The sequence below is a fragment of the Paenibacillus sp. cl130 genome, assembly GCF_900116035.1.
In the GTDB taxonomy this organism is placed as follows: domain Bacteria; phylum Bacillota; class Bacilli; order Paenibacillales; family Paenibacillaceae; genus Paenibacillus; species Paenibacillus polymyxa_B.
Map to the genome: position 1 here is coordinate 714,016 of NZ_FOYG01000002.1, position 14,991 is coordinate 729,006.

General features: G+C 45.8%; 12 protein-coding genes. 3 read left to right on the forward strand and 9 right to left on the reverse strand.

Going from position 1 to position 14,991, the window contains the following annotated elements:
* Positions 1–50: 50 nt before the first annotated feature.
* The 6 genes from BM358_RS09445 to spoVAC form a co-directional block, all read right to left on the reverse strand.
* Positions 51–2,297 carry a transglutaminase TgpA family protein gene (locus BM358_RS09445; protein ID WP_028540434.1) on the reverse strand — a complete coding sequence of 749 codons (2,247 nt, stop codon included), beginning with the start codon at positions 2,295–2,297 and terminating at the stop codon, positions 51–53.
* Complete coding sequence (locus tag BM358_RS09450) at positions 2,294–3,541, reverse strand: DUF58 domain-containing protein (protein ID WP_028540433.1); 1,248 nt, start codon at positions 3,539–3,541, stop codon at positions 2,294–2,296. The genes BM358_RS09445 and BM358_RS09450 overlap by 4 nt, the downstream gene beginning before the upstream one ends.
* Before the next feature lie 3 nt (positions 3,542–3,544).
* Entirely contained in the window at positions 3,545–4,504 is a 960-nt protein-coding gene (locus tag BM358_RS09455) for an AAA family ATPase (protein WP_028540432.1), read from the reverse strand.
* 213 nt (positions 4,505–4,717) lie between these two features.
* The gene (spoVAE, locus tag BM358_RS09460; protein ID WP_013311204.1) at positions 4,718–5,074 is read right to left on the reverse strand and encodes a stage V sporulation protein AE; all 357 of its coding nucleotides are present in this window, start codon (positions 5,072–5,074) and stop codon (positions 4,718–4,720) included.
* Positions 5,071–6,093, reverse strand: coding sequence for a stage V sporulation protein AD (gene spoVAD, locus BM358_RS09465; protein WP_023989537.1), 1,023 nt, complete (start codon positions 6,091–6,093; stop codon positions 5,071–5,073). The genes spoVAE and spoVAD overlap by 4 nt, the downstream gene beginning before the upstream one ends.
* The gene (spoVAC, locus tag BM358_RS09470) at positions 6,090–6,596 is read right to left on the reverse strand and encodes a stage V sporulation protein AC (RefSeq protein WP_023989538.1); all 507 of its coding nucleotides are present in this window, start codon (positions 6,594–6,596) and stop codon (positions 6,090–6,092) included. The genes spoVAD and spoVAC overlap by 4 nt, the downstream gene beginning before the upstream one ends.
* 185 nt (positions 6,597–6,781) lie before the next feature.
* On the opposite strand from spoVAC, the gene BM358_RS09475 reads away from it, so the two are divergent.
* Positions 6,782–7,861, forward strand: a complete 1,080-nt coding sequence (locus BM358_RS09475; RefSeq protein ID WP_023989539.1) for a M42 family metallopeptidase — start codon at positions 6,782–6,784, stop codon at positions 7,859–7,861.
* A gap of 99 nt (positions 7,862–7,960) precedes the next feature.
* Here the strand turns inward: BM358_RS09475 and BM358_RS09480 are convergent, their stop codons facing one another.
* Positions 7,961–8,677: a metal-dependent hydrolase gene (locus BM358_RS09480; protein WP_028540431.1), complete on the reverse strand. Its 717-nt coding sequence runs from the start codon at positions 8,675–8,677 to the stop codon at positions 7,961–7,963.
* Positions 8,678–9,115: 438 nt separating this feature from the next.
* Between BM358_RS09480 and BM358_RS09485 the strand changes: the two genes are divergently transcribed.
* Complete coding sequence (locus BM358_RS09485; RefSeq protein ID WP_028540430.1) at positions 9,116–9,829, forward strand: expansin ExlX; 714 nt, start codon at positions 9,116–9,118, stop codon at positions 9,827–9,829.
* Between the two features lie 226 nt (positions 9,830–10,055).
* Positions 10,056–12,317: a helix-turn-helix domain-containing protein gene (locus BM358_RS09490; protein ID WP_028540429.1), complete on the forward strand. Its 2,262-nt coding sequence runs from the start codon at positions 10,056–10,058 to the stop codon at positions 12,315–12,317.
* A 125-nt stretch (positions 12,318–12,442) separates the two neighbouring features.
* Here BM358_RS09490 and BM358_RS09495 read toward each other — a convergent pair whose 3' ends face one another.
* Positions 12,443–13,984, reverse strand: a complete 1,542-nt coding sequence (locus BM358_RS09495) for an extracellular solute-binding protein (RefSeq protein ID WP_023989543.1) — start codon at positions 13,982–13,984, stop codon at positions 12,443–12,445.
* Between the two features lie 111 nt (positions 13,985–14,095).
* Positions 14,096–14,989, reverse strand: coding sequence for a carbohydrate ABC transporter permease (locus tag BM358_RS09500; protein ID WP_013311212.1), 894 nt, complete (start codon positions 14,987–14,989; stop codon positions 14,096–14,098).
* Positions 14,990–14,991: the final 2 nt, after the last annotated feature.

Consider the following 14,991-nt stretch of genomic DNA (forward strand, 5'->3'; position numbering starts at 1 on the left):
TATAGCTAAAGATTAAAATAGACGGCAAATTGAACCTAATCAAAAATAGACTAGTCTTGATCCTTCTGATCCGTCGCAGCTTTTCTTCCAGCCCATCGTTTTATCCATCCTTCTTTGTGTAACAGAGAGGCCTGCTGGCGAACCATATGCCAATCTTCTGCGGTTACGGATGAGGGACTATAACGCGCTTGTTCAAATCGTCCAAGCAGCTGATGTAAAATAGAAGCTTGTTCCGGTACTTCTAGCGACCATCTATCAACTGATTCCCTTAGCGTCTCGTGACTGGCGCGGACAAATCCCTTTCTTCGCATGTACCTTAACCAGTGCTCAGTTTCCACGACCACCTTTTCATCCGGGGTCAGCGGCTTACCTCTGCGTAAACGCAGCAGGTAAAAGTGAATGTCTGCCCGATTACGCCAGACGATATAAGCAGCCCACAGCAGCAGAATTGCAGCAGCAGAACCTATGATTACAGGATGAATCTTTGAACCTTCCTCCGGATCAGTCTGCGGGTTCTGCTCAGGCTGTTCTGGTTCAGGCTGATCTTTAACCTCTGGGGCTTCTGGAGTCTTTGAATCCTCCTGTTCCGTAAGCAGCGGCATATCAAAGCCAGGCGTAGCTTCTACAGGAACCCAACCGTATTCACCTAAATATACTTCCGCCCAGGAATGAGCATCCGCATTTGTCACGGAGTAAGAGGACATATTTTCATCACCTTCGCCCGTTGTTGCATCATCTGAAAACGTCTGCTGACCAGGTGCATACCCTTTAACCCAACGGGCTGGAACCCCAACAGAGCGAGCCATCATGACTAATGAGGTGGAATAATAATCGCAATAGCCCTCCCGAATCTCAAACAGAAAGGCATCCACAAAATCTCTGCTTCTTTTCCGTGAGAGGTCCGGGTTGTTCGTATATGCATAATTTTGCTGCAAATACTGCTGTAGTAATCCGACTTTTTCATACGGCGTTTTCGCCGTTGACGTTACGTTCTGAGCCAAATCACGAACCCGCTGTGGCAACTCATCTGGAATTTGTAGATAGGCATCCTGTTTGTTTTTTCCGTACAACTCATTAAAAGTTTTTGTGCGTAGCTCTTTCTCAGGGATCACAGGGACATGTGATACCAGAGTATACGTTTTAGGATAAGCAGTTCTTCGGGAGGATGGATTCCAAAGCAGTTCCGCCTGTTCCGGGTTCCAATGTAACCCATCTGCCCGTGAATCTCTGTCCACCGATTGAACACGCTGCACCGAATAGGCGCCAAACAGAACAGGATAGCTCTGGTCATTTTGCATCGTAATGGTCTGAACGACCTGCTCAGTCGAATGCCGCGTTTCTTGTGTGTTTTCAAGCTCTGCGGTCATCGGCACATCATTTAGCGTTTGATCATCGTTTCCCCCGTCACTCCAGCCTGTACCGGAATAGGTTCGTTTCGTTTCCCCCCGCCAATAGCTTCGTTGAGTGGTCGTGATGGTCATGACAGGAGAATAATCAAAATTAAAACCTCCACCCAACCGATTATCCTGGCGACTATACCCTGATGCGGTGTTCATCCGCTGATTCAGTGCCCCAGATCCATTGCTAATCCCGGCGGTGGTTGAGCTATTTCTCTGGGTCCACGCTGTATAGGGATCCGTCAAAGCTGGCTGTACCTCGGGCATATTGACACCAGCCATAATAATGAGCGCAAAAATGACCGCAATATTGGCTGCTATTTTATATGGATAGCGTCGAATATGCTTCCACCCTTGAGGATAATGCTGCCGAAAATACTGCAGATGCTGTGTCACTAGCCAACCCATACCAGCAAAGACGATCCAGGCAACCTCCTCCCACAGCACAGTTGGCGTAAAGGAATCAAGCACTGCCAGCGCGGCGATATTAATACCCACAAAAACAAGAATCCGCTGTTTCGTTGTAACGATGAGCGGCACCATTTCAATAACTAGCCAAGCGATGAGGGAAAACCAAATATAAGGAGACATATTGGATATAAATTGGTCCAGGCGATTGGCTACCCCTCCGAAGGGGATAATGATGGAGTAAGACACCAATGTCCGATACAAAATAAAAAACAGCGCCGCCGCCTTAACAATAAATTCAATCCAAGGACGAAATGGTAGTACAATCTTCACCAGAGCCAGCATTGTAATGGTCATCAGTACAAGTGCTCTTGTCTCTTCCAGCCATAATTCGGAAGCAAAAGAAACCCATTGCATGGCAATAATAATAATCCATAAAAATGTAAAAGCGGGGGCCCAGGAACCCTTTAACGATTGTAACCAGCTCTTCATAGTGTCCCTCCCCCCATTACAGCCGGGAGCTCTTCAAGGCTCTCAACATCGTAGCCCTTGATTCCCCTTGCACGAAGCATGCTCATCCATTTTTCAGCTTCTCCCTCAGCAGAACCTTCTCCGATATAGACATGGCACGGAGTCATCCCTCGGGTATCGGCCCAACGAAGAAGCTCCATCGCCTGATAATCATTCAGCGGACTAATCAGTATAAAATAACAGCCTTGCGGAAACTGGCGCACACTGCTTTCTACAGCGGATTTCAAGCTACCTTGTGAAGTTGTGTGTATGTCTACCAAGTGATGCATCATTCGTTGTCGTTCCATTGTCTGCTCACTTGGCTGAAAGACAGTGCCTTTTTCTCCAGCTGTGCACAATCCAACCCCCATTCGCTCCCGTCCACCATATTCCAGCAATGAAGCGGTGGAGGATACAGCTAGCTCAAACTGTTCGGCGTTTACATAATGCTTCATGTGTACGTCCAGCACAAGCATCGTTTTTGGAACGGTCTCATGCTCAAATTCCTTGGATTTCCAGCTACCTGTACGAGCCGTCGCATTCCAATGGATGCGCGAAAACCGATCTCCATATACATAGTCCCGTACACCGTTAATTTGTGTCGTCTCACGCCGCGTTCGAGTTTGAACGGTCTGCGGTCCAGACATCCTTGAGCGACGGTCATTCATCTGCCAATACGGAATGAATACCGTTCGGGGCAGCACCCGAAATTCACCGCGTGCGTTCAAGCTGCCTTTGTGCTCCAACAGACCGAAGATGTCCTCACTCACACATTCAGTTTCCTCAAAGTGGTAGCTTCCTCGCTCTAAAGCGGGAGTCTGAAATGTAAGCTGACCGCCCCCTTTTAGACTAGGAATGACACTGTCCTCAAACGACCAGGATTCACCTGTATGCCGCTTGAGGACCTCACGGACAATGACATAGGGTAACGGAAGAAAACCAGGAATGCTGAGGCTCAGCTTTACATGCACCTGATCTCCCGCATGCAGCAGTTCTCCAAACTCCGAGCCTTGCGAAAGCTGCCGGGAGCCTTGCACACGGCGAACTCCACTCAGACCAACGATCCCTAAATAAACGATTAACAGCGTAACCATAGACAACAGCATGACCGACGTCTTGCCGCCCTGAAACAACAAATACAGCAGGCACACCACCCATATGACCACCAGAAGCCAGATGCGGCCTGACAGCCGGGGAAGCCTGCGCTTCCTTTTGACCATATTCATTCCCTAAGGACGCTCCATTCGTACGGGTACATGAACCTGCCGAAGGACAGCTTGGAGCACGGACTGGGCATTGGAACTGTCCAGACGCGCCTCGGGACGCAGCAACAAACGATGCGTTAGCACATAAGGTGCCAGCGCCTTCACATCATCAGGCAGCACATAGTCACGGTTGTCCAGAAAAGCGTATGCCTTCGCAGCCATTACAAAAGCAAGCGCCGCCCGGGGGCTAGCTCCCAGCAGCACGGATGGATGTTCTCTTGTCGCACGCACGATATCAAGTAAATAGGACGTCACTGCTTCGTCCATATAAATTCCTCTAATTTCCTGCTGGATGTCAGCAACCTGCTCCATATGAGCTACAGCCTCCAGACGGTCTGCTGGCTGGCCTGCCTGATGATGAAGCAGCATGTTTCGCTCCGTCTCCATGTCAGGATAACCCAAGCTGATTTTGAGCATAAAACGATCTAACTGTGCTTCCGGCAGCATATAAGTGCCTTCAAAATCAATCGGATTTTGTGTCGCACACAGCATAAAAGGATGAGGCAACATATGAGTGTCCCCATCCACTGTCACACTGCGTTCCTCCATAACCTCCAGCAGAGCCGACTGGGTTTTCGTCGTCGCTCGGTTAATTTCGTCCGCCAGCAAAATATTAGTCATCACAGGACCCGGACGGAAATAAAAACGCTCGTCCCGTGGATGAAATATGGATACCCCTGTAATATCACTCGGGAGAATATCAGGATTACATTGAACACGGCGGTAATCACCGCGCATGGATTTGGCAAGCGCCTTGATCATTTGCGTTTTCCCCGTACCCGGAACGTCCTCGATCAGAATGTGTCCACCCGCCAGCATAGCCGTAAGCAGTAATTTTATTTCAAAGGATTTACCTAATATACATGATTCCAGATTAGAACGGATTGCAGATACAATCTGCACAGATTCTTGACGTACGGGCATAGCTCTGTAAACCTCCTAGATAGCAACATGTTTCCTATTATTGTACATGAAGGCGGGCACAGAGTACACTTAACCCCCTGCCCGTATTATTCAAACTCCATCCTTCTTTCGATCTTTCATGTGCAGAACAATTAAAAACCCTTCGGTCATTAGATCCGAAGGGCACATGTATATAATCATTTATTTTTATGTCATTTCTAAAGTACGCTGCTTTTATATGCTTCCTTTTGGACGAACAAACAAGCATGCCAGAAAAGAGAAAATAATCGCAGAGGAAATTCCTGCACTTGTCAGACTAAAGATCCCTGTAATGACACCCAACCATCCGTCCTTCTCCAATTCGGTTAATGCGCCGTGTACAAGTGAGTTACCAAAACTGGTAATTGGAATGGTCGCACCCGCCCCTGCAAATTTAATAAGCGGATCGTATATCCCAACAGCATCAGCAATTGCACCTGCAACTACCAACGTACTCATCGTATGTGCCGGCGTCATTTTGAACACATCCATCATCAACTGGCCCACGACACAAATGGCACCACCCACTAAAAAAGCCCATAGAAATATCATACCGTTCCTCCCGCTTCAAAAGCTACAGCATGTGCAACACAAGGAATGCTTTCACCCTGCTGTGTAGTCAAAGGAGATAATAACGCTCCGGTCGCCACGACCAGTACCTTTTGCAGCTCTCCTTTTTCGATCCGCTTCAACAAATGCCCGTAGGTTACAACAGCCGAGCAGCCACAACCACTGCCTCCTGCAATGACTTTCTTTTGCTTATTAATATCGTAAATCAGTAAACCACAATCATTAAATTCCGTCTGATTCATATCGAATCCATCTTTTTTGAGCAGCTCCTTGGCAATCGGTAGCCCCACTGAGGCTAAATCGCCCGTTACAATGAGATCATAGTAACCAGGGTCACGGCCAGTATCTCGAAAATGAGACAACAACGTATCCGCAGCCGCGGGAGCCATGGCTCCCCCCATATTAAAGGGATCTTTAATACCCATGTCCATTACACGTCCAATGGTAGCACAATCCACCACCGTCCCTGACTTGGCATGTCCTACAATTGCGGCGCCTGAGCCGGTAACAGTATACTGAGCCGTAGGGGGCTTCTGTGATCCGTATTCATTAGGATAGCGGAATTGTTTTTCTACAGTACAGTTATGGCTGGTCGTACCCGCCATCACGTAGTCACCGGCCTCTGAGTCCACAATAAGTGCGGCTAAGGCTAAGCTTTCCATTGATGTTGAGCAGGCTCCAAAAACACCCAAATAGGGAATGGCCAGCTTGCTAGCCGAGAAGGAGCTACTGATAATCTGATTCATCAGATCACCACTAATAAAAAACTGCACTTCTTCTTTGTTTAAATTGGCATTAATTAGCGCCAGCTCTGTAGAATGCTCAATCAATCTACGTTCCGCTTTTTCCCACGTTTTCTCGTTGATTTCTATATTGTCATAAATATAATCAAAATCCGTGGACAACGGTCCCTCTCCTTCATCCGGGCCCACAACAGTGGCACTTCCAATGATGCGCGGTCTTGATTCAAACTTCCAGGTTTGTCCTCCCTGTCTTCTCATAAGTGATTGCCTCCCACACCAAGGATGGCATATATAACGCCTACGATAAATGCGGCCACCACCCCGAATACGATAACTGAGCCTGCCAGTTTGAACATATTCGCGCCCACTCCGAGCACCAGTCCCTCAGAACGATATTCCAATGCAGCCGAACACATGGAGTTAGCAAAGCCTGTAATTGGCACAGCGGTTCCCGCGCCCGCCCATTGGGCAACCTTATCGTAAACCCCGATACAGGTTAATATGACCGCCAGCAAGATCATCATGGATGAGGTTGGCGGGGCGGCCTCCTTGGCTGATATGTGCATTCCTGCCATAAAAGCCTCTTGAATCGCCTGTCCAATCACACAGATCCCGCCTCCAACCAGAAAAGCGCGCACACAATTGGCAAATACTTTCCTCGAGGGTTCATGCTTTTGTGAAATATTCTGATAGTCCTTCTCATTTATGGACAGCGGCGACGTATTGGTACGAAAACCGCGCTGCCCTGATTTAGCTGGCATCATTCACCACCCCTTGTCTGTAAGTTTTCGCGCTTGGCGGTTCGAATTGCTTGGGTCTTTTTCATTATGAGCTTTTTGGAGAAATGTTATGTCAGGAAAATGATATCGTGGACATTCGATACAAATCCATTCATACTGAATACATGACGACCACTGGTTAATTAATAAGGAGTGAGGTATACATCATGGAATCAAAAACATTGGAATTGTTTAAAACCTTAACGGAGTTTCCTTCCATTCCTGGACATGAGCGTGAGTTGCGGGCATGGGTTAAGGAACGGATATCCGGTTATACCGATGAAATCGTGCAAGATCGATTGGGGAGTCTTTTTGGGGTGCTACGCGGTCAAGAGAGTGGACCACGAGTAATGGTGGCAGGCCATCTGGATGAAGTCGGTTTTATCGTGAATGGTATTACGGAAAATGGAATGATTCGTTTTCAGCCGGTTGGAGGCTGGTGGAGCCAAGCCATTATGTCACAACGTCTTCAAGTATTAACTCCAAAAGGCCCAGTTATCGGTGTAGTTGGCTCTGTCTCGCCTCATTTGCTGGATGAATCGCAACGCAGCAAACCTATGGACATCAAGCATATGTATCTGGATATCGGCGTAGACAGCAGACAAGAAGCGCAAGATCTGGGGATCGTACCAGGAACGGCCATTGCGCCGATCTGTGATTTCACTCCACTGGCAAATCCTAAAAAAATCATGGCTAAAGCGTGGGATAACCGCTACGGTGTAGGCTTGGCTATTGAACTACTTGAAGCGTTACATAAAGAAAAAGAAAAGCTTCCCAATACATTGTATGCGGGGGCCACTGTTCAAGAGGAAGTGGGACTGCGTGGTGCACGCACAGCGGCCAATCTGATTCAGCCGGATATATTCTTTGCACTGGATTGCAGTGCGGCTAACGATATGGGCGGCGACCCGAATGCTTACGGGCACCTCGGTAAAGGCGCACTGCTGCGGGTATTTGATCCGGGTATGATTACACATCGCGGAATTGTGGAATACGTGCAAGACATGGCGGAAACTCACAAAATCAAGTATCAATATTTCATCTCCACAGGGGGAACCGATGCAGGCCAAGTACACTTGAGCGGAATTGGCGTGCCATCCACCGTCATAGGCATCTGTGGACGATACATCCATACTTCCTCGTCCATTATTCACACTGATGATTATGATGCAGCCAAAGAGCTGATCATCAAGCTGGTTCAAAATCTGGATCGTACAACGCTGAATACCATTATTGAACGAGCCTAAGGTGTAACAGAGAATCGCAATCTATAAAAAAACAGTCAAGACACGTACAACGTGCATTGACTGTTTTTTTAATTTAATAGAAACAAAAGATAGAACATATCAAATCAAATGCTTATAACGAAGCAAAGCAATCACTACAAGTACAGTAGTTAAAGCAACGCAGACGTTTTCTACCTTAGCTCCCTTCCGGGTTCCAGTACTCATCAATTTAAATCGCAGCTTCCATTTAAACGGCGGCAAAGGTTTAATTCCATTATTCGTCAAGGAATCTGCCAGTAAATGCAGCAAGTACGCCATACCTCCAGCCAACCATATGCTGTCACCGTGCAAACGTGTCGTACCATAAAGCAGCGCAGTCCATGCGACGGTTCCGTATACCGTATGTGTCAGCCCCCGGTGTGGGACTAACGTACAAATGATCAGCAGACACCCGGCGATATAATTCCAAGGTGCATATGATTCTCCATACCAGGCTAGGCCGATACCAATTAAAAAGATAATAACCTTGCGCATGGATCGTGAAGGCATAAAAGAAGCACTGATCATCAGCAAAGCCAACACAAGATTCCATGGCGGTGGAGCCAAACGGGTGAAAAACACCCAACCAGCAGCCCCAATCATTAGAAGCTGTACGAGCCTAAGCATTTTGGTTGGTAGCGCTCGGCTCACGAGCATGGAGTTAGGCTCGTCAATATCCGGCAACAGTGAACCGACCACAGCAGCTGCCACGGCAGCCGGGGTCACTTCGTATCCACTTAGAGCTAATACCGACAGGGAGACCCCGGTTCCAATAATCAAATGGGCTCTTCCCATCATGGTGCAAAACATCCTTTCGTTGCAGCATACAACAGAGTTCAACATCACTCCATTTGAATCAGCATGATTCGATTGTATACGACAAACAAAAGGAGAACAATAGTTCGCTTATTCTATTTAAAAGACTTCATTCAAAAGTCCTAGTTTCGTCCCCATTATTAAACCCCTCCTCTGTGCTTACTCTCCAGTCAGCCCTGCCCTCTGTTATAAGGCTACATCTTCCTGACCTTATCGCGGCTGCCCTGCAAACTTTCTGCGAAAAAGAGCACAGTTCAACCATTTCCCAAAAAACAAGACATATGGCCTATGAGTATGTTGACAAACATCTTCAATATTTTCTTTTTGCCTCAAAGTCCTATTGTACAATTTGAAATATTAGGTAATATAGTGTTTATATTTACTATATGAAACTATTAAATGAATAAGGAGGAAATGATTATGCAAAAAAAATCGACGTTCCGAAAGTTCAAAACCATCGGTCTGACATCGTTGCTAAGTCTTGTATTATTCGCCCTTCCCGCTTCAGCTGCTTGGAATGATACATACACGGGGTACGCCACATATACGGGATCAGGTTACTCTGGAGGGGCATTACTGCTTGATCCCATCCCTTCGGATGCCAAAATTACAGCGCTTAACCGCACACAACTGAATTATAACGGAATCAAAGCTGCATTAGCTGGAGCCTATTTGGAAGTTCAAGGTCCCAAAGGGAAAACAACCGTATATGTAACTGATCTTTACCCTGAAGGTCCAAGTGGCGCGCTCGATCTGTCCCCAAACGCGTTCAACCTGATTGGAAATCAAATAGACGGAAAAATCAATATTTCATGGAAAGTTGTCAAAGCTCCGGTTAACGGCAATGTCTCCTACCGCATTAAAGAAGGCAGCAGCCAATGGTGGGCAGCCATTCAAGTACGCAATCATAAATATCCGGTCTTGAAGATGGAAGTCCAACAAAACGGACAATGGCTCAATCTCGAAAAACAGGATTACAACCACTTTCTAGGTACTAACTTAGGAAAACAACCTCTGAAAATACGGATTACGGACATTCGTGGTGTCGTGCTGAACGATACAATCCCAGCTCTAGCGGAAAATGGTACAGGCGGAGCCTATGTCGTTAAAGGTAACGTTCAATTTCCTGACTAATTGTAGTACTGTCATCTTTCCTTCTTTTATTTGAATAGACAAACCCGGCCGGGAACCGACGCAATCCAATGCGTATAAGTGTTCCTGGCCTTTTTACGAAAAAATTATTATATTTTCACAAAGAATCGGTTTGTTCACTGTCCTGTTCACAAGATCACACGTATAATGAATACATAAATAGGGTGTACTTTACAGCTACGTGCACACAGACAGGAGGCCTGTTCATATGAGCAATTTCAAAAAGCATCACAAGCTTCACAGCAAATTGCTGGTCAGCATTACGTTATGTATTACGCTAACGTTGCTGGTATCCACCACTGTGTATTATTTTTACTATATTCGCGTGGAAAAGGAGCAGGCATTCGAGGCTAATCACAACAGCTTGACGTTGAGAAGCAGAGAGGTTATTAACATGACATCTATTGCTCAGTCGTTGGCATTCCAAATGTATCGCAGCAGTACCCTGTCCAAGTTGTTGTATTATCCAAAACCTAATGTATATGATGTAACCGCTGCCATGACCGAATTGAACAATTATCTTAATTCCATGCCGTATATCGAATCCATCTACGTGTTTAACCCTAAAAGCGGCACCTTCTACATTGCGTCCTCACAAGGTCAAAACGGGTTATTCAGCAAACATGAACTAGCTGATACAGATATCATTCGCGTGCTGGATCATTATCAGGACTATAAACCCTTTACGCCTATTCCACGCACGTATCCGCTGCTGTCTGCCTCAGACTCCAGAGCTGAAGTAGAGCAAGCAAGCCCAGATATCGCAGCCTATACGTATTTATGTTATGACGCAATTAACTCGAACGAAGCGATAAATTCGGCTGTGATTGTGAATGTGTCGGCGGCATGGATGAACAAGGAAATGGCGGCGAATCCAATCTCAGGCGGGACCGCTTATATTTTAGACGATCAAGGTAGACTGTTGTCTGGTACAACACTGACAGACGAAACTTTGAACGAAAAAGAACAGCTATGGCTGCACACGAGAGTCAAAAAACAAGAAACAGGCTATTTTGTAGAAGACTTTCATGGTAAAAGATCCCTCATTTCCTACACCTCTCCAGATGGACTAGGTTGGCAGTATATTAGTGTCACACCATATGAAAGCGTTATCAAAATGGCAAGTGTTATTCGTAATGCGATGTTACTGATAGCCGCCATCATTGCATTGGCAGGATTCGTGGCTTCGTGGCTGCTATCCAAAATGCTGTATACGCCTATTGGCCAAATTGTTGTGCATATGAATTCACTGGAATCAGAGAAACGAAACAGTATGTACACGATCCGGCAAAACATTTTAAGAAATGTGATCCGGGGAATCCGAAATCTTCCTGCTGGGGAAGAACCGGAACGATTGCGCGAGCTTGGGATTACGTTCCAGTTCGACAAAGACTACCGCCTTGTGCTGCTGCGCATAGATGAATATACCCGATGGCAAAGCGAACGTGGACCTGATCTGCTACCCTATAAGTTTGCAATCATGAACATTGCTTCTGAAATATGCGGACAGACGTACCAGGTGGAGACCGTTGATATGGATGAGGACAGTGTACTGCTGATGCTTAACATTCTCGATCCCGCAGAACATACAGACACTGTACTGCTAGAAACCTTATTACGCCAAATACGTGAAGCTTGCTTTGAATATTTGAAGCTGAGTGTTTCATTAACTTACAGTGCCATCACGAGTCAACCAGAACGGCTGCATCTGCTGTACCGCCAAGTACAAGACGCATCTATGCACCGATTTTTTCAGGGGCACAGATGCATTATTAATGCGCAAAACACTACAGAGGAGGATATCCAAAATACTTACGTATATCCAGCCGATAAAGAGAAAAAAATGCTAGATATGCTACTGTCTGGTCATACGGAGGATGCACACAGTATGTTCAAAGAATTATTGATGCATATGGAAAAATATCCTTTTTCCTCTGTTCAAGTGGCGATATCCCGGCTCATCATGAGTGTAAATAATGCTGTTCGGCATATCAGTGAGCTCAATGGATTTGCTATAGAATCTAAATCTGAATTACCATCCGCTGATCGGTTAGAGACCGCTGAGAATCTTATTGATCATTATCAATTGGTCTTTGATCATATTCGCTCCAGTCTATCGGAAAAACGAAACACGAAGCAGGAACGACTGGTACGGCAAATTAATGAACGAATGGAGCAAGCCTATACGGATCCCAATTTTTGTCTCAATCAGATTGCGGAAGAACTGGATATGTCGCCGATCTATGTCAGTAGGCTATATAAGCAACAGACCATGTCAACTATCGTGGACGTCATCCAACAACTTCGTATTCGCAAGGCCTGTGAGCTGCTGGAACAGACCGACTGGTCCGTAGCTGACGTAGCAGAACAAACCGGATTTGCGAGTAGCTCTTATTTCCATCGTATGTTCAAACGTAGCTTGGGTGTAACACCGACAGATTTTCGCCGTTCTAAAGCAAATGCGCAATAAGTAAACTGCTCTACACGCCTGCTCCGAGAACGGAACATTGCTCCCAAAAAATAGACTGACATTAAAAAAGCAAGCCTCCAACTTTCTGGAGACTTGCTTTTTTCTTTATCACAATTCTTTATGTTTTATTTAATCCCCTTCTCCTTTACATAGGCTTCCCATTGTTTTGTATATTCGGTTTGAATTTTCTCCAAACCAGCTTGGTTTGCCTTTTGCAAGAAGGTCTGCAAGCCTTGATCTACATTGTCGATCAGTCCAGCTTGGAGCGGATACAGATATTGCTTCTCAACCTGTTCTAGAGCTGCTTTTTCTGCTTGATATGTCGTGTAGTCCTCTGCAAAGCCTGTAAACAGGTCAGGCTTCTGGATTTTATCCAGCTCGGCAAAAATTTTCTTCACACGGTCAAAGCCAGAATCAAACAGCATGTATTCCGGGTTACGCCAAGCCCAACTATTCATACCTTCGCGTGAAAATCCATTAGTACTGCCGCTACCTATCATTTGGTAGTAACCATCTTTGACTTCGTAGTTTTTGCCTTCAATACCATATTGCGTGAGCAGGTTATAGCGTTTGTCCGTCACCAGCTTTTCATAAAAGGCCAATGCGCGCGCTGGATTCGGGCTGCTTTTTGGAATCGCAAAGCCGTTATGAATCGGATGCACTGGAGTTGCATAACCTGTCGTCAAAGGGAATGGGTAGTACTCGAGCTTCCAGTCCGGGTGAGATGCTTTGAGCTTAATGACCATATCATTAAACCGGGTTGGATTGTCACCGAAAATACTCGCTGCTTTACCAGAAGTCACTTGATCCTGAAGCGTATCTTTTACGTTTAATACGTTTTTGGGAATGAATCCTTTATCGGCCCAGCGTTTGTAAGTGTTCAGCTCTTCCTTTTGTTCATCCGAGCCCCAAAATTTATATACCTCTGTTGGTTTTTCGTATTTAATACCGATACCGTAAGGCAGTGTGCCCACACTCTTCGTTACTAATTCGGTATATCGATCATGCAGATTTCCCTTAATATCGCTGTTCAGAGATACGGTTTTCATATTTGGCTCATGCTGACGTATCCCATCCATATAAGCCTCATAACTTTTCATATCTGTCGGTTTAGGCAAATTGTACTTCTCACGTAAATCCTCACGCCATACAAAACCGTTTGTGACATATTCTTTATACGTGCCAGGCACGGTATAAATTTTGCCTCCGATTTTAACTCCATCCCACATGTCCTGAGGCACAAATTTTTGCAAGGCAGGTGCAGCCTTAGGCAGCAGATCGTCTAGCGGCAGGAATGCGCCCTTTTTGGCATAGGCCTGATACTGCGTCCAATCTGCAGTGAAGATCAGGTCGATAGGCTGACCCGAAGACAATAACAGCTTATATTTTTGATCCCAGTCTGTCCACGTCGTATAGTTAAATTTGACGGTGGCATTCAGATCTTTTTCCGCCAACTTATTGATCTCTGTCTCAATGGTAGGCAAGTCCTTAGGAGCATCCCCCAGCATATAAAATTGCAGCTGTACTTTCTGGGATTTATCATCCTCTCCATTTGCTTTTTGAGCGCTGTTTCCACTACCTCCTCCACATCCGGCTAATAGCGCCGTGATGACCATTACTGCAATCAGGATGGACATGCGTTGTTTTCTTTTCTTTGTGAATGTCATGTGAATCCTCCCTTTGAAATGGTAGTCTGATTAAATAAAACGCTTACAAAGAGTGCTATTTAGATGGCACAACGTCAGCACGTCATGCCATCACAGTCCTTGAGTGCCACTTTAGCCTTTTACCGCACCAATGGTCAATCCCTTAACAAAATAGCGCTGTACGAACGGGTACAGCAGCAAAATAGGTCCGGTAACCACGATAGCCATTGCCATTTTGGTCGACTCTGTCGGCATATCGTTGGAAAGGGTTACGCCAGTACCTGCACCCATTTGAGCGATAAATTGCATGGAGTTAATTACATTATACAGATAATATTGCAACTGGTATTTATGCGGATCGTTAATAAAGAGTGAGGATGAGAACCAGTCATTCCAGTAAGCCAAGGCCAGAAACAGTCCCACAGTGGCAATACCCGGTGTAGATAAAGGCAACACAATTCGATAGTAAATTTTAAAATCACCCGCACCGTCAATTTTAGCGGACTCGAACAGCTCTTCCGGCATGGAGGAACGAATGAAGTTTTTCATTAAAATGATCAGAAACGGAGTCATCAATCCCGGGAAAATAAGCACTGTATACGTATCAAGCAATCCTAAATACTTCGTCAGCATAATGTACCAAGGTACCAAACCGCCTCCGAACAGCGTCGTAAAGTAAATATAGAATGAAAACGCATTACGGTATTTAAAATCTTTGCGTGCCAGCACATATCCTGCCATCGTCATCAGGAACAGGCCCAACGTCGTACCTACAACCGTGGTAAAAATCGTCACCCCGTATGCCCTTAACACCTCTTCAGGAAAGGTGAACACCGTCCGGTAACCTTCCAGTGAGAATTGCTGTGGTATAAAGTGATATCCATCCCTGATAATCGATTCATTACTGGTCAGTGAAGCCGAAATAATAAGTAGAAACGGGAGTAAACAAGCAATGGAAGCAATAATGATAATCACATAAGAGATAATTTTAAAAATTCGAGTGTATACATCCTCTTTGATCGCCATCC